Annotated in this window: 19 protein-coding genes, 2 tRNA genes and 4 pseudogenes; 5 read left to right on the top strand and 20 right to left on the bottom strand. The window is 67.2% G+C overall.

Annotation, left to right across the window (positions count from 1 at the left end):
• Positions 1–224: 224 nt before the first annotated feature.
• From rplL to rlmB, 10 genes and pseudogenes are all read right to left on the bottom strand, one after another.
• Entirely contained in the window at positions 225–596 is a 372-nt protein-coding gene (gene rplL, locus TY51_RS10090) for a 50S ribosomal protein L7/L12 (RefSeq protein WP_042249114.1), read from the bottom strand.
• A gap of 65 nt (positions 597–661) precedes the next feature.
• The gene (rplJ, locus tag TY51_RS10085) at positions 662–1,177 is read right to left on the bottom strand and encodes a 50S ribosomal protein L10 (protein ID WP_042249112.1); all 516 of its coding nucleotides are present in this window, start codon (positions 1,175–1,177) and stop codon (positions 662–664) included.
• A 233-nt stretch (positions 1,178–1,410) separates the two neighbouring features.
• On the bottom strand, positions 1,411–2,106 hold the full coding sequence (gene rplA / locus TY51_RS10080) for a 50S ribosomal protein L1 (protein ID WP_042249110.1): 696 nt from the start codon (positions 2,104–2,106) through the stop codon (positions 1,411–1,413).
• Between the two features lie 2 nt (positions 2,107–2,108).
• Complete coding sequence (gene rplK, locus TY51_RS10075; RefSeq protein WP_042249108.1) at positions 2,109–2,561, bottom strand: 50S ribosomal protein L11; 453 nt, start codon at positions 2,559–2,561, stop codon at positions 2,109–2,111.
• A 76-nt stretch (positions 2,562–2,637) separates the two neighbouring features.
• A complete protein-coding gene (nusG, locus tag TY51_RS10070) occupies positions 2,638–3,174 on the bottom strand; it encodes a transcription termination/antitermination protein NusG (protein ID WP_042249105.1) in 537 nt (178 codons plus the stop codon).
• 173 nt (positions 3,175–3,347) lie between these two features.
• Positions 3,348–3,542 (bottom strand): preprotein translocase subunit SecE, encoded by a 195-nt coding sequence (secE, locus tag TY51_RS10065; RefSeq protein WP_042249102.1) that lies wholly within the window; start codon positions 3,540–3,542, stop codon positions 3,348–3,350.
• A gap of 97 nt (positions 3,543–3,639) precedes the next feature.
• Positions 3,640–3,715, bottom strand: a tRNA-Trp gene (locus TY51_RS10060).
• Between the two features lie 55 nt (positions 3,716–3,770).
• A complete protein-coding gene (locus TY51_RS10055) occupies positions 3,771–4,202 on the bottom strand; it encodes a CoA-binding protein (protein ID WP_042249127.1) in 432 nt (143 codons plus the stop codon).
• A gap of 200 nt (positions 4,203–4,402) precedes the next feature.
• Positions 4,403–4,810, bottom strand: coding sequence for a YHS domain-containing (seleno)protein (locus TY51_RS10050; RefSeq protein ID WP_042249099.1), 408 nt, complete (start codon positions 4,808–4,810; stop codon positions 4,403–4,405).
• Positions 4,811–4,899: 89 nt separating this feature from the next.
• Positions 4,900–5,702 (bottom strand): annotated as a pseudogene (rlmB, locus tag TY51_RS10045) (23S rRNA (guanosine(2251)-2'-O)-methyltransferase RlmB).
• A 124-nt stretch (positions 5,703–5,826) separates the two neighbouring features.
• On the opposite strand from rlmB, the gene TY51_RS10040 reads away from it, so the two are divergent.
• Both TY51_RS10040 and TY51_RS24295 read left to right on the top strand, forming a co-directional pair.
• A tRNA-Tyr gene (locus TY51_RS10040) sits at positions 5,827–5,910 on the top strand.
• Positions 5,911–6,418: 508 nt separating this feature from the next.
• Positions 6,419–7,027, top strand: coding sequence for a hypothetical protein (locus tag TY51_RS24295; RefSeq protein WP_307536045.1), 609 nt, complete (start codon positions 6,419–6,421; stop codon positions 7,025–7,027).
• On the opposite strand, the gene TY51_RS10030 is transcribed toward TY51_RS24295, so the two are convergent.
• From TY51_RS10030 to TY51_RS24520, 3 genes and pseudogenes are all read right to left on the bottom strand, one after another.
• Positions 7,024–7,263, bottom strand: coding sequence for a DUF3253 domain-containing protein (locus TY51_RS10030; RefSeq protein ID WP_042249095.1), 240 nt, complete (start codon positions 7,261–7,263; stop codon positions 7,024–7,026). The two genes, TY51_RS24295 and TY51_RS10030, sit on opposite strands and share 4 nt — an antisense overlap.
• A complete protein-coding gene (gene ileS, locus TY51_RS10025; RefSeq protein WP_373960611.1) occupies positions 7,260–9,839 on the bottom strand; it encodes an isoleucine--tRNA ligase in 2,580 nt (859 codons plus the stop codon). The genes TY51_RS10030 and ileS overlap by 4 nt, the downstream gene beginning before the upstream one ends.
• Before the next feature lie 23 nt (positions 9,840–9,862).
• Positions 9,863–10,105 (bottom strand): annotated as a pseudogene (locus tag TY51_RS24520) (class I tRNA ligase family protein); the annotation flags it as partial.
• Between the two features lie 264 nt (positions 10,106–10,369).
• Here TY51_RS24520 and TY51_RS10020 point away from each other — a divergent pair.
• Positions 10,370–11,197, top strand: a complete 828-nt coding sequence (locus tag TY51_RS10020) for a DUF6635 family protein (protein WP_042249093.1) — start codon at positions 10,370–10,372, stop codon at positions 11,195–11,197.
• A gap of 10 nt (positions 11,198–11,207) precedes the next feature.
• Here TY51_RS10020 and queF read toward each other — a convergent pair whose 3' ends face one another.
• Positions 11,208–11,669, bottom strand: a complete 462-nt coding sequence (gene queF / locus TY51_RS10015; RefSeq protein ID WP_042249090.1) for a preQ(1) synthase — start codon at positions 11,667–11,669, stop codon at positions 11,208–11,210.
• Between the two features lie 102 nt (positions 11,670–11,771).
• Here queF and TY51_RS10010 point away from each other — a divergent pair, with 102 nt between their 5' ends.
• Positions 11,772–12,170, top strand: coding sequence for a group III truncated hemoglobin (locus TY51_RS10010; protein ID WP_052650005.1), 399 nt, complete (start codon positions 11,772–11,774; stop codon positions 12,168–12,170).
• A 32-nt stretch (positions 12,171–12,202) separates the two neighbouring features.
• Here the strand turns inward: TY51_RS10010 and TY51_RS10005 are convergent, their stop codons facing one another.
• The 6 genes and pseudogenes from TY51_RS10005 to TY51_RS09980 form a co-directional block, all read right to left on the bottom strand.
• On the bottom strand, positions 12,203–12,859 hold the full coding sequence (locus TY51_RS10005; RefSeq protein WP_231558995.1) for a trimeric intracellular cation channel family protein: 657 nt from the start codon (positions 12,857–12,859) through the stop codon (positions 12,203–12,205).
• On the bottom strand, positions 12,856–13,308 hold the full coding sequence (rnhA, locus tag TY51_RS10000; RefSeq protein WP_042249083.1) for a ribonuclease HI: 453 nt from the start codon (positions 13,306–13,308) through the stop codon (positions 12,856–12,858). The genes TY51_RS10005 and rnhA overlap by 4 nt, the downstream gene beginning before the upstream one ends.
• Positions 13,301–13,906, bottom strand: coding sequence for a glutathione S-transferase family protein (locus tag TY51_RS09995; RefSeq protein WP_042249080.1), 606 nt, complete (start codon positions 13,904–13,906; stop codon positions 13,301–13,303). The genes rnhA and TY51_RS09995 overlap by 8 nt, the downstream gene beginning before the upstream one ends.
• Before the next feature lie 63 nt (positions 13,907–13,969).
• Positions 13,970–14,299, bottom strand: coding sequence for a DUF1330 domain-containing protein (locus tag TY51_RS09990; RefSeq protein ID WP_042249078.1), 330 nt, complete (start codon positions 14,297–14,299; stop codon positions 13,970–13,972).
• A gap of 82 nt (positions 14,300–14,381) precedes the next feature.
• Positions 14,382–15,337 (bottom strand): annotated as a pseudogene (gene ispH / locus TY51_RS09985) (4-hydroxy-3-methylbut-2-enyl diphosphate reductase).
• A 107-nt stretch (positions 15,338–15,444) separates the two neighbouring features.
• Positions 15,445–16,873 (bottom strand): annotated as a pseudogene (locus TY51_RS09980) (cobyric acid synthase).
• 72 nt (positions 16,874–16,945) lie between these two features.
• Between TY51_RS09980 and secG the strand changes: the two are divergent.
• Positions 16,946–17,316: preprotein translocase subunit SecG (gene secG, locus TY51_RS09975; protein ID WP_042249076.1), on the top strand; the 371-nt coding region annotated here is incomplete at its 3' end.

Below are 17,316 nucleotides of genomic sequence, written 5' to 3'. Positions count from 1 at the left end.
TCTTGTCACCTTTCGTCTTCGCGCGCGTCCGGGTCGGGGCCCCCGGAACGCACCTACGAATGCAGGGGTGAGGTTCCATTCGTGCCACGCGTCCCACCGCGCGGCTCCCGAACCTCGAACATGCCCTGAAGGAATGTCCGTCAGCCGGACCGCCCTTCAAGACAGGTTCGGCAGGGACCGGGAAACCCCGGACCCTGCCTGTCTTCAACCGATCAAAGGATCGATTACTTCAGCTCGACTTTGGCGCCGGCTGCTTCCAGCTTCTTCTTCACTTCTTCGGCGTCAGCCTTGGAAGCGCCTTCTTTGACCTTGCCGCCAGCTTCGACCAGGTCCTTGGCTTCTTTCAGGCCCAGACCGGTGATGCCGCGAACTTCCTTGATCACGTTGATCTTGTTGGCGCCGGCTTCGACCAGGACGACGTCGAATTCGGTCTTCTCTTCGGCGGCTTCTGCCGAAGCAGCGGGGCCAGCCATCATGACGGCGCCACCGGCGGCCGGCTCGATGCCGTACTCATCCTTCAGGATGGTTTTCAGTTCCTGGGCTTCCAGCAGGGTCAGGCCCACGATTTCTTCGGCGAGTTTCTTCAGATCAGCCATTTTTCCGTTCTTTCCAGTTAATGTTCCAACGTCGGGTCTTCAACCACCAGTCGGGAATAGGTTGCTTACGCAGCCTCACGTTCCTCGAGGGTCGTAAGGATGCTCGCGATGTTCGAAGCAGGCGCGCCAATGGCACCGGCGATGTTGCTGGCAGGCGCACCGAGGCACGACACGATCTGAGCAATCAGCTCATCACGCGACGGCATCGAGGCGACGGCTTTCACACCGGCCGGATCCAGGGCCGAACCACCCATCGCACCGCCCAGGATCACGAAACGATCGTTATCCTTGGAGTACTTGTCGGCGATCCGCGCAGCAGCGGTCGGATCCTCCGAATAGGTGATCACGGTCATGCCCGTCAGATAGTCGGCGATGCTTGCGCAAGGCTTTCCTTCCAGGGCGATCTTGGCGAGCTTGTTCTTGGCAACGCGAACCGAACCACCCGCTTCGCGCATGCGCGCGCGGAGGTCCTGCATATGTGCAACCGTCATCCCCTCGTAGTGGGCAACCACCACGACGCCAGAGCTTTCGAAGATCTGGCCGAGCTCGTCGACCAGCTGTTCTTTCTGTGCTCTATCCACGGTTTCACTCCAAGTTGGGGTTCCCCCCGGCTCTCACTTTTCCCGGTCTCGAACGGGACCGGGTCGGGTCCGTTAGGGCAAGATCACCCGAAGGACTGGGCCTCGGAAAAACGCTTCCCCATCTCAGGAAGGCAATTAAGCAAGGTCTCCCCCGCACCCTCCGTCTCGGACAGGACAGGGCCGCGTGCGGCCCCGCCATTCCCCGCCCTTGTCCGGCGGGGAAATTCCTGTGGTCAGTTCGCGGTTGCGGAAACCACGTCGATCGACACGCCCGGACCCATGGTCGAGCTGATCGAGACCTTTTTCATGTAGGTGCCCTTGGCACCCGTCGGCTTGGCGCGGCTGACCGCGTCCACGAAGGCGCGCAGGTTCTGGGCCAGCTTGTCCTCGTCGAACGAGACCTTGCCGATGCCCGCATGGACCACGCCGGCCTTCTCGGCCTTGAACTGGACTTCGCCACCCTTGGCTGCTTCGACGGCCGATTTCACGTCCATCGTCACGGTGCCGACCTTGGGGTTCGGCATCAGGTTGCGCGGGCCCAGGATCTTGCCCAGACGACCGACCAGCGGCATCATGTCCGGCGTCGCGATGCAACGGTCGAACTCGATCTTGCCGGACTGGATGGTCTCCATCAGGTCCTCGGCGCCGACGATGTCCGCACCGGCGGCCTTGGCTTCGTCAGCCTTGGGGCCACGGGCGAACACGGCGACGCGGACGTCCTTCCCGGTGCCTGCGGGCAGGGTCACTACACCACGGACCATCTGGTCGGCGTGACGCGGGTCGACGCCCAGGTTCAGCGCGATCTCGACGGTCTCGTCGAACTTGGCCGATGCCTGTGCCTTGACCAGCTTGACGGCGTCCTCGACGGTCAGGTTGGTCTTGCCTTCGAAGGCTGCGCGCGCGGCGGTCTTTTTCTTGGAATGTGCCATGATCAGCCCCTCACCTCGATACCGATCGAACGGGCCGAACCCACGATGATCTTCATCGCGGCATCCACGTCGTTCGCGGACAGATCGGCCATCTTGGCCTCGGCGATCTCGCGGATCTGCTTGACCGTGACGGTGCCTGCGGTCGAACGACCCGGCTTGTCCGAACCCTTGGCGCGGTTGCGCTTGCCGACCGGCTTCAGGCCAGCGGCCTTCTTCAGCAGGAAGGATGCCGGCGCCGTCTTGGTCGCGAAGGTGAACGACTTGTCGGCATAATAGGTGATGACGACGGGCACGGGCGAACCGGGCTCCATCTCCTGGGTCTTGGCGTTGAACTCTTTGCAGAACGCCATGATATTGATGCCGCGCTGACCCAGAGCCGGGCCGACGGGGGGCGACGGGTTCGCTTGGCCCGCCTTGATCTGCAGCTTCAGGCTGCCAACAACTTTCTTGGCCATGTGGCCTTCTCCTTTGTCATCAAGCCCCGCAGGGGGGCCGATTTAGCGGTGCGGCCTCACGGCCTCCCGCAGCCCATCACGAAGATTTCGAAACCTGCGTGAATTCCAGTTCGACCGGCGTGGGCCGGCCAAAGATCGACACCGTCACCTTGATGCGCGAGGAAATCTCGTCGATCTCCTCGACCATCCCCGAGAACCCTTCGAACGGGCCGTCGGTCACGCTGACCTTCTCGCCCACATCGAAGCGGATCAGGTTGCGCGGCGCGGCGGGTGCGCCGTCGTCCGAGCGGTGCAGCATCATGTTCACTTCGTCGTCGCGCATCGGCATCGGCTTGCCCTGCGCGCCCAGAAAGCCGGTGACGCGGTTGATAGAGTTGACCAGGTGATAGGTCCGGTCCGACATCTCCATGTGCACCAGCACATAGCCGGGCATGAAGCGGCGCTCGGACGTCACCTTCTTGCCGCGACGGATCTCGATCACTTCCTCGGTCGGGACCAGAACCTCGTCGATCTGGTCATCCAGGCCCTTCTCGGTGACGGACTGGCGAATCGCCTCGGCGACCTTCTTTTCGAAGTTCGACAGGACGCTGACCGAATACCAACGTTTTGCCATGTCTCGATCGACCCCTGCTCATCTTTTCGGGAATCACGCGGACACCGCGCCAACCCTTTGAATTCCATGGTGTCCGGAAAAATGTAAATCGGCGCGCATGCGCATTCGATGCACGCCGTGTCCCGGACAGTCGGGGGGAAATACCGCCCCCCGCCCGCAATTGCAAGCCCCGATCAGCCGCTGATCAGGCGCAGCCCCTGGGTCAGACCGGTGCGGATCGTCAGGTCGACCAGGAAAAAGAACAGGCTGGTGATGGATGCGAAGATCAGGACCATGATGGTCGTGGTGATCACCTCGCGGCGCGTCGGCCAGGAAATCTTGGCAGCTTCGGCGCGGACCTGGTTGATGAACTGGACGGGATTGGCCACGGGCGGCTCCTTGAGCAAATGCGTTCGCGGGTCTAGCCGGGCGCGCCCGGCTTTTCAACCCTGATCGCGGTCAGGTCGCAGGTCTGGCGGAAGGACCTGGCAGGGGCAGGGGGACTCGAACCCACGACCCTCGGTTTTGGAGACCGATGCTCTACCAACTGAGCTATACCCCTGAGGTCGGGTCTGATTAGTGCCAGCCCGCCCGCCCGTCAAGCAGATATCCGGCCGCTACAGATAGCGCGGAAACTCGATCTTGGGGCAACGGTCCTGCACGACGGTGATGCCGCGGGCCCGCGCGCGTTCGGCAGCCGCATCGTCGCGCACGCCAAGCTGCGTCCAGATCACCCGCAGGTCGGGCAGATGCGCCAAGGCATCGTCGACCACCTGCCCCACCGCGTCCGAGCGGCGGAAGATGTCGACCAGCTGCACCCCTTCGGCGGCGGGAATGTCGGCCAGCGTGGCATAGACCCGTTCGCCCAGGATGGTCTGGCCGTCATGGCCGGGATTGACCGGGATGACGCGGATGCCCTGGGACTGAAGATAGCGGGCGACGCCCCAGCTGGGCCGCGCCTCGTTGGGGGACAGTCCCACCATCGCCACGACCTTGGTATCGCGGGCGATGCGCGCGATGTCGTGATCCTCGTCCGTATGGATGTCCATGATCATCTCTCCCTCGGGCCGCAGCCGCAGGTTGAAGCCTCTCATAGAAAAAGCGCCCGGTCCATACGATGGCCGGGCGCAAGTCGCGGAACGAGGGACAGTGATCTGGACATGACCGTTCCGGGGTCATGCCATGGGATGTAAATGGGCATCAGGCAAAAAAGTTCCAGCCCGATCGCGCATTTGTGATTCGAACGATGTCAGCGCCGGCGCCAGATCTGCCGCGCCTCGTCGGTGATCCCTGCCGGATCGCTGGACAGCCGGCGTTCGGCGGCACCCGATTCCAGCAGGTACAGCCGCCCCGACACCACCGCGAAATGGCGCGGGTCGCCCATCTGCGGCCGCCCGTCGACGATCGAGACCGGGCACATCCCGTCCAGCGCCGGCGCAAAGGACCGGGGGTCGGCCTCGAACCGGGCGCGGTTCTCCTCGGACGCGAAATGCCACAGCTGGCCCCGCCACATCGTGGCGATGTCGCTGCGTCCGGGGGTGGGCCGGCCTGCCTGTGCATAGCCTACCGGATCGAACCCGCCCACGGCCCAGTCCTGCGCCGCCGCCGGAAGGGCGGCAGCAAGGCTGATCAGCAGGGACAGGAAACAGGCTTTCATGGCGACTCGGCGGTTGCGGTCCGGTCTACTTGACAGCAGCCGGACCAAATCTCAACGCGCGTGACATAATCGTCGCAGGGATGTGATATTCAGGCACGCCCTGCGGCATACAGCGCCACGGCCGCGGCGTTCGAGACGTTCAACGATCCGAAATCGGCGGCAAAGGGAATCCGCGCGACATGGTCGCAGGTCTTCATCGTCAGCTCGCGCATGCCCGGACCTTCGGCGCCCAGCACCAGACAGACCGCCCTTCCCGACAGGTCCGACATCAGGTCGGGCAGCGATTCGGTGCCGGTGCCGTCCAGGCCCACCAGGATGAAGCCCATGTTCTTCAGCTGCGTCAGCGCCTCGGCTAGGTTCGGCACGCGCAGATAGGGCTGGCGTTCCAGCGCGCCCGACGCGGTCTTGGCCAGGGCCCCCGTCTCGGGCGCGGAATGGCGCGACGGGGCGATGACCGCGCGGGCGCGAACACCTCGGCCGACCGCAAGATCGCGCCGACGTTGTGCGGGTCGGTCACCCGGTCCAGCGCCACCAGCAGCGGCCGCGTCTCTCCAAGCGCCTCGCGCAGGGCCACTTCGGACAGGCTGCCCCATTTCAGCGGCTTGACCTCCAGCGCGGCACCCTGGTGCACGCTTTCGGCGGCCAGCCCCACCGCCTTGTCGAAGACGCGCGGATCGGTGATCTCGGGCTCCATCCCGTGCAGGTCGCCAAGGCGGGTGACCGCGTTCTGGGTCACCACCAGGCGCAGTTTTTCGCGGACCGGGTTGGCCAGCGCGTCGCGGACCGCGTGCAGGCCGAACAGCCAGACCGTCTCGGCGGCGGCGGCGCGGCGGGCGCGTTCCTTGTCGATGACCCATGTGGGCTTCTTGGCGTTTCCGTTTTTGTCGGACATGCGCGGCCTCCTTTCCTTGTGGACCCTTCTCTGCGCGCGTGACGCGCATCGCGCAAGCCCCGGAAATCCGCTTGACGCCCCCCGGCGGGGCAGCTAATCACCCCGCACGCCGAAAGCGATCGGCGGGCGACGTGCTGCAAGGTGCGGCAGCGGACTGTAACTCCGCCGGGGAGACCCACGCCTGGTTCGATTCCAGGGTCGCCCACCACTTTCCCGACATTCCGGACGATCAAGTGGTGGCAGGTGCTAAACCTGCAGCGGGGCTTTTGCTGTCCCTGCACAACCGCTAGGCTGAACCCGATCACGTTCCGCAAAGGATGCCGGGTGCCCGCCAAGAAACACACGCAGCCCAACCTGCTGATCGTCGCCCAAGCCGGACGACTGGAGTTCGAGGCCGTGATCCTCATGGCCAGCCTGCGTGCCCATGCCCCGGATTTCACCGGCACGGTGTTCATCGCCGAACCCACCCCCGACGGTGCCTGGAGCGGGCATGACACGGCGATCTCGGACCCGTGCCGCCAGCTGCTGACCGATTTTGGCGCGACGATCGTGCCGGTCACCGCCCGCCATTTCGGCGCGGCCTATCCGCAGGGGAACAAGATCGAGGCCCTGTCGGTCCTGCCTGCAGGCAAGCCGTTCCTGTTCCTTGACACCGACACGCTGATCACCGGGCCGCTGGATCGCGTGCGCTTCGACTATACCCGGCCTTCCGCTCGATGCGACGCGAGGGGACTTGGCCCAAGCCGCCCCTGTATGGGCCGGGCTATCACGCCATCTGGCAGTCGCTCTATGATCGGTTCGGGCTGTCCTTCGCCCCCACGCTGGACCTTTCGCAGCCGGACGAACATTGGGAACGGTACCTGTATTTCAACGCGGGCTGGTTCTTCGGGTCCGACCCTGCGGAATTCGGACAGCGGTTCCTGGCTTGGGCGCTGGCCCTGCGCGACGGCCCGCATGACGAACTGGCCTGCCAGATGATGGACCCGTGGCTGGATCAGGCGGTGCTGCCGCTGGTCATCCACAGCCTGGGCGGCGGGCGGCCCGGACCGGCGCTGGACGGGCTGGACGGCGACGTGACCTGCCATTACCGCAGGCTGCCGCTCCTCTATGCCCGCGACCCCGAGGCTGCGATCGTGGCGCTGGAAAGTGCCGTGGCCGCCAAGGAGGTCAAGCGCGTGCTGCGGGAATGGGAACCGGCGCGCAAGCTGATCTATCAGGACAAGGGCCGCCAGAAGGTGCGCCCGATCTTTGCCGACAGGCCGACCCCTGCCCCGGAAAAGATGATTCGCAACCAGTTGAAGGCGCGGGGGTGGTGGCTGGTCTAGCCTCGCTGCGCCAGCCGGATCGGGCCGCGCGGGTCGGGCCCCGCCGGCCGCCCCTTCTGCAGGACCGCGATGTCCCCCTCCACCGCCATCTGCAGCGCAAGGCGCCGCAGCGGGTCCATCAGCGGGCGCCAGTCCGTGGCCAGGTCGCGGGCGATCTGGCTGGGACAGCAGGTGGTGCCCGGCCGCAGCCGGGCGACCTGCGCAAGGATGGCCCCGCGCAGGTCGTCATCGGTCATCCCAGGACCGCGTCGCAGCGCGCGCAGACACCGGGATGGGCATGCGTGCCCACGTCGGGCAGGATCTTCCAGCAGCGCTGACATTTGTCGCCGTCCGCGGTCTCGAACACCACGCCGATACCGGGGGCCTCGGTCATGCGGAACGCCTCGGTCGGTGCAGGGTCTGCAGTCAGCGACAGGTCCGAGGTGATGCAGATATCGGCGAAAGCCACCGATTTCAGCGCGGCCAGCATCTGGGCATCCTCGACATGGACGACGGGCGCGGCCTCCAGGCTGGCACCGATGGTCTTATCGGTCCGCTTGACCTCCAGAGCCGCCGTGACGACGCGGCGGGCGCGGCGGACATGGTCCCACTTGGCCGCCAGCGGCTCGTTCAGCCAATCGGCCGGGGTGGCCGCGAAATCGTGCAGGTGCACACTGTCGTCGTCGGACGGAAAGCGCGACAGCCAGACATCTTCCATCGTGAAAGGCAGGATCGGCGCCAGCCAGGTCACCAGCCGGTGGAACAGCAGGTCCAGCACCGTCCGCGACGCACGCCTGCGGTCGCTGTCTGCCGCATCGCAATACAGCGCGTCCTTCCTCACGTCGAAATAGAAGGCCGAAAGATCGACCGTGCAGAACTGGAACAGCGTCTGAAACACGCCCTGGAAATCGAAGGACGCATAGCCTTGCCGGACTTGGTGATCCAGCTGCGCCAGACGGTGCAGCATCCACTGCTCCAGCTCGGGCATCTGCGCGGGCTGGACACGTTCGGCATCATTGAACCCGGCCAGCGCCCCCAGCAGGAATCGCAGCGTGTTGCGCAGGCGGCGATAGCTGTCGGCGGTGCCCTTCAGGATCTCGGGGCCGATCCGCTGGTCGGCGGTGTAGTCGGCCTGTGCCACCCACAGGCGCAGGATATCGGCGCCGTACTGTTCGATCACCTTGGCGGGCACGATGGTGTTGCCAAGCGACTTGGACATCTTCATGCCCTTCTCGTCCAGCGTGAAGCCATGCGTGACCACATTGCGATAGGGCGCGCGGCCCTTGGTCGCGCTGGCCTGCAACAGCGACGACTGGAACCAACCGCGGTGCTGGTCGGTGCCCTCAAGGTACACATCCGCGATGCCGTTCGGCGCGCCATCCTCGCGGTCGCGCAGCACGAAACTGTGGGTCGAGCCTGAATCGAACCACACGTCCAGCACGTCCATGACCTGGTCATAGGCCTCGGGGTCCGCGATCCCGTCCAGCATCCGCGCCTTGAAGCCCGCGCTGTACCAGACATCGGCACCATCCGCCTCGAAGGCCGCGACGATGCGGTCGTTCAGGCGCGCGTCGCGCAGCAGGAAGTCGTCGTCGGTCGGCTTGGCCCCCCGGCGCACGAAACAGGTCAGCGGCACGCCCCAGGCCCGCTGGCGGGACAGCACCCAATCGGGGCGGTTCTCGACCATCGACTGGATGCGGTTGCGCCCGGTCTTGGGCCACCACTTGACCAGCTGGTCGATCGAGGTCAGCGCCCGCGCCCGGATCGTGTCGCCGTGCTGGCCCATGCCGTCGTCCAGCGGCTTGTCGATGGCTGCGAACCATTGCGGGGTGTTGCGATAGATCAGCGGCGCCTTGGACCGCCAGCTGTGCGGATAGGAGTGCTTGATCTTGCCCTTGGCCAGCAGCGCGCCGGCCCAGGCCAGCTGCTTGATGACGCTGACATTCGCCGGACCGTCCTTGCCGTCCGGCGCCACGATCGCCTCTCCGCCAAAGATCGGAAGGTCCTTGCGATAGCTGCCGTCCGGCTCGACGTTGTAGGTCATCGGCAGCTTGAACCGCAGGCCCAGCTGATAATCGTCGTCGCCATGGCTGGGCGCGGTGTGGACAAAGCCCGTGCCCGCCTCGTCGGTGACATGATCGCCAGGCAGCATGGGGACATCGTAATCCCACTCGCCCGCACCGCCCTCGACCCCGCGCAGCGGGTGGGCCAGGACCAATCCGTCCAGATCGGCGGCAGTCACATCGGCAACCCGCTCGAACTCGGTGACCTTGGCCTGCGTCATGACGCCCTGTGCCAAGGCATCGGCCAGAACCAGACGCTCTCCGGCCACGGCCGTCGCACCCTCGGCCACCGCGACGACCCGGTACAGGCCATAGCCGATCTCGGGGTTGAACGCGACCGCACGGTTCTGCGGAATGGTCCAAGGCGTGGTGGTCCAGATGACCACCTTGGCGTCGCTCTCCGTTGCAAAAATACCCGACCCGCTGACGGCCCCGAACCGCACCCAGATCGTGTGGCTGGTGTGGTCATGGTATTCGACCTCGGCCTCGGCCAGGGCGGTCTTTTCCACGGGCGACCACATCACGGGCTTGGACCCCTGATAGAGCGATCCGTTCATCACCAGCTTCATGAACTCGGCGGCGATGACGGCTTCGGCGTGAAAATCCATCGTCAGATAGGGCCGGTCCCAGGCCCCGGTCACGCCAAGACGCTTGAACTCGTCGCGCTGGATGGCAACCCATTCGTCGGCAAAGCGGCGGCATTCCTGGCGGAACTCGACCATGTCGACCGCATCCTTGTCGCGACCTTCCTTGCGGTACTTCTCCTCGATCTTCCATTCGATCGGCAGCCGTGGCAGTCCCAGCCCGGGACATAGCGCGCGTCAAAGCCCATCATCTGATGGCTGCGCACCACGATGTCCTTGATGGTCTTGTTCAGCGCGTGGCCGATATGCAGATGGCCGTTCGCATAAGGCGGGCCGTCATGCAGGACGAACGGCTTGCGCCCCGCCGCCGTCGACCGCAGGCGGTCATAGACGCCGATGCGCGCCCACCGCTCCAGCCATTCGGGTTCGCGCGCGGGCAGGCCCGCACGCATCGGAAACTCTGTCTGGGGCAGAAAGACGGTATCGCGGTAATCGGGCTGCGTGGCGTCGGCCATCGGGGCGTTCCTTTGAGAGATGTTCGGACAAGACTGACCCGGCGGCGTGAAACCTCACGCCACCGGGCTGCTAATTCGAGATCCGAACGCCGGAAATTTCATCCGCCCTCTATAGAAAGCGCCGCTTGGCGCTGCAAGCGCCGAACCTAGCGCGCGGCCCCCGCCCCGCTAGACTGCCGCCACCGCTCCGTTGAGGTTCCGATGCCCCCCGCCCCCCTGCGCAGCCGCCTGACCCGCCGCGACGCCGCGCTGCGCCGCTTTGCCCACATGCGCTACGGTCCGCGCGGCACGCTGGCGCTGCACCGGCACGCGATCGGCGCGGACCTGCTGCGCGCGCCGGTGAACGTGATGCTGGCCCCGGTGGCCCTGATGATGCTGGGCGCGGGCTGGGCGCTGAAGCGGGTGGGGGCGCCGAGGCTGGGCGGCTGGCTGCGCACGCGGCGGGTGTTCCTGCGCTCTGACGTCTCGACCGTGATCCAGCGCGACCTGACAGCGCTGATCGCCGATCTGCAACAGCAGGACCTGGGCCCGGACGCGTCCCCCGACCGCATCGCCCGTGCCATCCACAGCCATGCCGACACCCGCAATGCCGTGGCCGAGATCACGACCTCGCTGATCGTGCTGACCGTGGGGATCGCGCTGTTTCACCGCGCGACGCCGGGCATGATCTCTCTGGCCGGGCCGATGGCGCAGATGCGCGCGCATGGCGCGGCGGTGCGGGACTTCGCCCTGGGCGATACGTTGGGGCGGGCGTGGTACTGGGCCTTTCCGGTGGACATCTCTCCGGCTTACGTCATCGCCACGGGGGTGGCGCTGGCCGTGGCGGGGTCGCTGGTCACCACCTTCGCGGGGCTGATCGCGGACCCGGTCCAGCTGTGGACCGGCATCCACCAGCGTCGCCTGTCGCGGCTGATGGCGCGGCTGGATGCGGATACCGACAGCACAGCGCCGGAACCCGAACATCTGCTGGCGCGTCTTGGCGACGTGATCGACACCGCGCTGATCGCGCTGCGATCCTGGCGCGGCTGAGGGCGCGCGGTCAGCCGCGACCGCGATAGGTCGGGACGCCCTGATCTGGCAGCCACAGCCCCTGCGGCGGCCCACCCGTCTGCCAGAACACATCGATCGGCATGCCGCCGCGCGGATACCAGTATCCGCCGATGCGCAGCCATTGCGGCGCCAGCAGATCGGCGATGCGGCGACCGATGCCCACGGTACAATCCTCGTGGAAGGCACCGTGGTTGCGGAAACTGCCCAGGAACAGCTTCAGCGATTTCGATTCGACCAGCCAGTCGCCGGGGACGTAATCGATCACCAGATGCGCGAAATCGGGCTGGCCGGTCAGCGGGCACAGGCTGGTGAATTCTGGCTGGGTGAACCGCACGGCATAGGTCTGGCCGGGCTGGGGATTGGGCACGCGTTCCAGCACGGCCTGGTCGGGGTGCTGCGGCAGGGGGGTATCGCTGCCCAGCTGGGTCAGCGCGTCGGTGTAATGGCTCATGGCTCGCTCCTGTTTTGTCCGGGTGGGCTGCGACCGGGTGGCCTCCCTTACGGCGGCACGCGGGCCCTTGCAACCGCGCCGCCCCTGCCCCAGATGCGGCGCATGGACCAGCGTTTCGACATCACCGAGGCCGAAATCGACCGCACCGTCGCCGTCTTTTATGGCGCCGTGCGGCGGCACGAGGTGCTGGCCCCGATCTTTGCCGAACATGTCGGCGACTGGTCCGCGCACGAGGATCGCATCGCCGCCTTCTGGAAGGGCGCGATCCTGCACAAGGCGGGCTACAACGGCAGCCCGATGCGCGCGCACCTGTCCGCGGGCAATGTCCGCCCCGAGCATTTCGAGATCTGGCTGGCGCTGTTCGACGAGGCGCTGCGTCGCACCCTGCCGCCCTGGTCGGCCCGCGCCTGGTCGCAGATGGCGCATCGCATCGGCCAAGGCCTGCGCGCCGGGGTGCAGAACATCGACGCGGGCCGCGCCGGGCCACCGGTCCTGCGCTAGCCGCCCGTCGTGCCCTAGCCGCCCGTCCTGCCCTAGCCCCGCGTGCGCGGCGGGCGGGGGCGATAGACCGGCAGCTTCCAGCCCCGCACCATGCTGCCCGCGCGCAGAACGAAGGTGACCACGCCGCAGGCGACCAGCGCTTCGACCCGGCCCAGGCCCATCCAGACCAGCAGCACCGCCGCCAGCGCGCCGCCAAAGGCCGCCGTCAGATACAGTTCGCCCTGTTTCAGGACCAGCGGCACCTCGTTGCCGACCACGTCGCGCATCAGCCCGCCGAAGGTGCCGGTGACCACCCCCATGATGACCACGATGACCGGGCTGAACCCGCCCGCCAGCGCCACGGCGACGCCCGCAGGCACCGCCACCGACAGGGCAAAGGCGTCCAGCCACAGCAGCAGGCGATAACGGCTTTCGAACCTGTGCGCGGTCCAGAACACGACCATCGCCGCCACCGCCGCAACCACGATCAGCGACGGCCGGGCGACCCAGAAGACGACGTCGCGGCCCAGGATCAGGTCGCGCAGCGTGCCGCCCCCCACCGCCGTCATCGCGGCCATGAAGACAAAGCCCACCGGGTCCAGCTGCGCCCGGCTGGCCACCAGCGCGCCGGTCAGCGCAAAGACCAGCACCGAGGCATAGTCCAGCACCCAGACCAGCGTGGGCAGGCCGGCGACCACCTGTCCCGTCACGGCTTGAACGGCGCCATGCCCGCGCGGGCCAGTTCGTCCGCGCGTTCGTTTTCGGCGTGGCCCGCATGGCCCTTGATCCAGCGCCATTCGACCGTGTGCGTGGCCTGTGCGGCGTCGAGCCGCTGCCACAGTTCGACATTCTTGACGGGCTTGCGGTCGGCGGTCTTCCAGCCGTTGCGCTTCCAGCCGTGGATCCACTGGGTGACGCCGTTCTTGACGTAATTGCTGTCGGTCACGATCACGATGGTGCTGGGCCGGGTCAGCGTCTCCAGCGCGCTGATGGCGGCCATCAGCTCCATCCGGTTGTTGGTGGTGGCGGCCTCTCCGCCCTGCAGCTCTCGCTGCTTGACGACGTTTGCGCCGTCCAGCGCGCGCATCAGCACGCCCCAGCCCCCGGGGCCGGGATTGCCGCTGCAGGCGCCATCGGTCCAGGCGAACAGCTCAGCCATGGATGGTCACGCGCCCCGGCAGGGCCGCCACGCGCGCCAGCCATGCCCGGACCGCCGGAAAGCGGTCCATGTCGAAACCGCCGCGCGTGCCCGCGCTGTGGGTATAGGCATAGAGGCAGATGTCGGCCAGACTGGCCGCATCGCCCACCAGCCAGGCTTGGGTCGCCAGGTGATCCTCCATCACCGACAGCAGCGCGTGGCCGCGATCCAGCAGATCGGCCAGCCGGTCGGGCGTCGCATCGGCCGCGCGATGGGGATAGCTGACCAGCGCCTGACGCACCGCGATGACCGGTTCGTGGTTGTACTGTTCCCAGAACATCCAGCCCAGCATCTGCGCGCGCAGGGTCCGGTTGGCGGGCCAATAGGCCGTGCCCTCGCCCAGATAGCACAGGATCGCGTTCGATTCGGCCAGCGTCGTCCCGTCGTCCAGCCGCAGCGCCGGCAGCTTGCCGAAGGGCAGCGCGCCCTGGTCCTTGGCCTGCTGCAGGGCGGCCGATCCGTATTCGCAATCGACGCGGTCCAGCGACTGGCCGGTCAGCGCCGCCAGCAGCCTTACCTTGTAGCTGTTGCCCGATGAGGGCATCGAATAGAGCCGCATGCTGTCCCTTTCCGCCATGTCCGCGCCGCTATAGCCGCGATCGGCGCGGCAGGCCAGCGGACCTCAGGCAGGCGCGGGAAGATAGGGGATGCTGCCCGCCGCGTCGCTGTCGTCGATCAGCCGGAAATGGCTGACGGACCCGCCCTTGCGGGCCTTGGCATGGGGGCCATAGTCGGGATCGTTGACGAACCCCATCGCGTCGTCGCGGGTGGGGAATTCGACCAGCGCGATCAGGGTGACGTCGCGGGCCTCGCCCTCCAGCGTCTCGATATGGCCGGACCGGGACAGATAGCGGCCGTTGTGGCGGGCGGCGATGTCATGGACCGCCGCCGCATAGGGGGCGATCCAGGCGTCGTCGGTGACGGTGACTTCGGCAATCAGATAGACGGTCATGTGGGGTCCTCCAACCTGTGGCCGGAGGATAGGGCCACGGCGGTCGATCCGGCAAGGTGCCGGTTGCGTCAGGACGATCCGATCACGCGGTTTCGCGCAGGACGCGGGGGACCTTGAACTCGACCCGTTCCACCGCGGTCTCGACCACTTCGACGGTCACGTCATAGCGGGCGTGGAAGGCGTCGATGACCTCGTTGATCAGCACCTCGGGGGCGCTGGCGCCGGCGGTCACGCCGATGCTGCGGATTCCGTCCAGCGCGCGCCAGTCGATCTCTGCGGCGCGCATCACCAGCTGGGCATAGCCGCATCCGGCGGCGCGCCCGACCTCGACCAGGCGCTTGGAGTTGCTGGAGTTTTCGGCCCCGATCACCAGCAGCGCGTCGACATGCGGCGCCACCGCCTTGACCGCGGCCTGGCGGTTGGTGGTGGCATAGCAGATGTCTTCCTTGGCCGGGCCCACGATCGCGGGAAAGCGGTCGTGCAGGGCCGCGACCACGGCGGCGGTGTCGTCGACCGACAGGGTGGTCTGAGTGATGAAGGCCAGCCGCGCGGGGTCGCGGACCTGGACGCGGGCCACGTCGGCCACGTCCTCGACCAGGATCACCTCGCCCTCGGGCAATTGGCCCATGGTGCCAAGGACCTCGGGGTGGCCCTTGTGGCCGATCATGACCATCTGAAGGCCCGCGGCGTGATGGCGTTCGGCCTCGATATGGACCTTGCTGACCAGCGGGCAGGTCGCGTCGACATAGACCATCTCGCGGCGCCGCGCCTCGGCCGGGACGGCCTTTGGGACGCCGTGGGCGGAAAAGATCACCGGTCGGTCGGCCGGACATTCGTCCAGCTCCTCGACGAAGACGGCGCCCTTGTCGCGCAGGGTGTCGACGACGTACTTGTTGTGCACGATCTCGTGGCGGACGAAGACGGGGCCCCCCATTTCTCCAGCGCGAGCTCCACGATCTTGATGGCGCGGTCGACGCCTGCGCAGAAACCGCGCGGGGCGGCCAGATACAGGGTCAGGGGGGCTTTGATCTGTTCCATGCCCCTCAGTTAGCGCGAAGACCCGGTTTCGTCCAGCACCACGCGGTCACATCTGCTGCACCGCATGTGCACAGCGCGTACACCGACAACGCACGCCCGATTAACGATCAGCGCGCAACGGCCAGCATGGCCGCGACGTCCAGATGCGCCTCCAAGTGATCGGCCAGCGCGTCCAGCGCGGCGTCGACCCCGGCCTCGAACCCGCCCTGCGAGGTCGCGCCAAGCCGCGACAGGAACGCCGCCCGGAACGCATCGTCGGAAAACAGCCCGTGCAGATAGCTGCCCGTGACGCGGCCATCGGGGCTGGTCGCGCCGTCCGGGTCGGGGACATGGGCAAAGGCGCGCGCAGTCGGGACCGGACGTGCGGCCCATGTGGATCTCGTATCCCGACACGGGCTGACCCAGGGCGGTGCCGGTCACGCGGGTCAGCCGCTTGTCGGAAGCCATGACCGTGGTCACGTCCAGCAGGCCCAGACCCGCCACCTGCCCCGCCACCCCGTCCGCGCCCGACGGATCGTCGATCACCCGGCCCAGCATCTGATAGCCGCCGCAGATGCCCAGCACATGCCCGCCGCGCCGGTGATGCGCCGCAAGGTCGATGCCCCAGCCCTGCGCCCGCAGGAAGGCCAGATCGCCAAGCGTCGATTTCGTGCCGGGCAGGATCACCAGATCGGCGTCGCCGGGGATCGCCTGTCCCGGCACCAGCATGGTCAGGCGCACGCCCGGCTCTGCCGCCAGCGGGTCCAGATCGTCGAAATTGGCGATGCGCGACAGGGTCAGGCAGACGACATGCAGCCCCGACCCGCGGCTGGCGCGCAGATCGACCGCGTCCTCCGCCGGCAGGCGATGCGCATCCGCGAACCACGGCACGACGCCGAAACCGCGCCAGCCGGTGCGCGCCTCGATCATGCGGTATCCGTCGTCGAACAGGCGCGGGTCGCCGCGGAACTTGTTGACCAGGAACCCGCGGATCATCGCCGCATCATCCGCATCGATCACCGCCTGGGTGCCGACGATCTGGGCGATCACCCCGCCGCGGTCGATGTCGCCCGCCAGCACCACGGGGACGCCCGCCGCGCGGGCAAAGCCCATGTTGGCGATGTCGCGGGGGCGCAGGTTGACCTCGGCCGGGCTGCCCGCACCCTCGACGATGATCAGGTCATGGGCGGCCGACAGGCGGGCAAAGCTGTCCAGCACGCCGCCCAGCAGGCGGGGCTTGAGCCCCTGGTAATCGCGCGCCTCGGCCCGGGCGATGGCGCGGCCGTGCAGGATCACCTGCGCGCCGCGGTCGGTTTCGGGTTTCAGCAGGACGGGGTTCATGTCGGTATGCGGCTCCAGCCCGCAGGCGCGGGCCTGCAGGGCCTGGGCGCGACCGATCTCTCCGCCGTCGGCGGTGACGGCGGCGTTGTTGGACATGTTCTGGGGCTTGAAGGGCGCGACCGACAGGCCGCGACGGACAACGGCACGGCACAGGCCCGCCACCAGCATCGACTTGCCGACATTCGAGCCGGTGCCCTGGATCATCACCGCAACCATCGGACACTCTTGCTTGCCATCACCCTGACAGGTGACTAGATAGGCGCGTCCGCAAATGAAAGGCCGAAAGCCGTGGAAAACGTCATCCTGACCGTCCATCTGATCTTGGCCTTGGTGCTGACCGGGGTCGTCCTGCTGCAACGTTCCGAAGGGGGCGGGCTGGGCATGGGCGGCGGTGGCGGTGCCGGCGGCGGCGTCATGTCGGGCCGCCAGGCGGCCAACGTGCTGACCCGGGTGACCTGGATCCTGGGCGTGGCCATCTTTGCGACATCGATCGCGCTGACGATTCTGGCGGCGCGCCAAGCCAACAACAGCTCGATCATGGACCAGTTCGGCGGCACGGCCCCGTCCGAGGCTCCGGCGACGGGCCTGCCGGGTCTGCCGGCCTATGCGCCCCCGCCGTCGACCGCGGGCAACCCGCTGACCCCGCCCAGCCCCGATGC

The organism is Paracoccus sp. PAMC 22219, from assembly GCF_000787695.1.
GTDB lineage: Bacteria > Pseudomonadota > Alphaproteobacteria > Rhodobacterales > Rhodobacteraceae > Paracoccus.
The sequence above is the reverse complement of the archived record's forward strand: the minus strand, read 5'-3'. Positions and strand labels throughout refer to the sequence as shown.

Excerpts from the sequence above, each read along its gene's own strand:
- rplL (WP_042249114.1), bottom strand. The coding sequence starts at position 596 with ATGGCTGATCTGAAGAAACTCGCCGAAGAAATCGTGGGCCTGACCCTG.
- rplA (WP_042249110.1), bottom strand. The coding sequence starts at position 2,106 with ATGGCACATTCCAAGAAAAAGACCGCCGCGCGCGCAGCCTTCGAAGGC.
- rplK (WP_042249108.1), bottom strand. The coding sequence starts at position 2,561 with ATGGCCAAGAAAGTTGTTGGCAGCCTGAAGCTGCAGATCAAGGCGGGC.
- nusG (WP_042249105.1), bottom strand. The coding sequence starts at position 3,174 with ATGGCAAAACGTTGGTATTCGGTCAGCGTCCTGTCGAACTTCGAAAAG.
- TY51_RS10055 (WP_042249127.1), bottom strand. The coding sequence starts at position 4,202 with ATGGACATCCATACGGACGAGGATCACGACATCGCGCGCATCGCCCGC.
- TY51_RS10050 (WP_042249099.1), bottom strand. The coding sequence starts at position 4,810 with ATGAAAGCCTGTTTCCTGTCCCTGCTGATCAGCCTTGCTGCCGCCCTT.
- TY51_RS24295 (WP_307536045.1), top strand. The coding sequence starts at position 6,419 with ATGCGACGCGAGGGGACTTGGCCCAAGCCGCCCCTGTATGGGCCGGGC.
- TY51_RS10030 (WP_042249095.1), bottom strand. The coding sequence starts at position 7,263 with ATGACCGATGACGACCTGCGCGGGGCCATCCTTGCGCAGGTCGCCCGG.
- TY51_RS10020 (WP_042249093.1), top strand. The coding sequence starts at position 10,370 with ATGCCCCCCGCCCCCCTGCGCAGCCGCCTGACCCGCCGCGACGCCGCG.
- queF (WP_042249090.1), bottom strand. The coding sequence starts at position 11,669 with ATGAGCCATTACACCGACGCGCTGACCCAGCTGGGCAGCGATACCCCC.
- TY51_RS10010 (WP_052650005.1), top strand. The coding sequence starts at position 11,772 with ATGGACCAGCGTTTCGACATCACCGAGGCCGAAATCGACCGCACCGTC.
- rnhA (WP_042249083.1), bottom strand. The coding sequence starts at position 13,308 with ATGGCTGAGCTGTTCGCCTGGACCGATGGCGCCTGCAGCGGCAATCCC.
- TY51_RS09995 (WP_042249080.1), bottom strand. The coding sequence starts at position 13,906 with ATGCGGCTCTATTCGATGCCCTCATCGGGCAACAGCTACAAGGTAAGG.
- TY51_RS09990 (WP_042249078.1), bottom strand. The coding sequence starts at position 14,299 with ATGACCGTCTATCTGATTGCCGAAGTCACCGTCACCGACGACGCCTGG.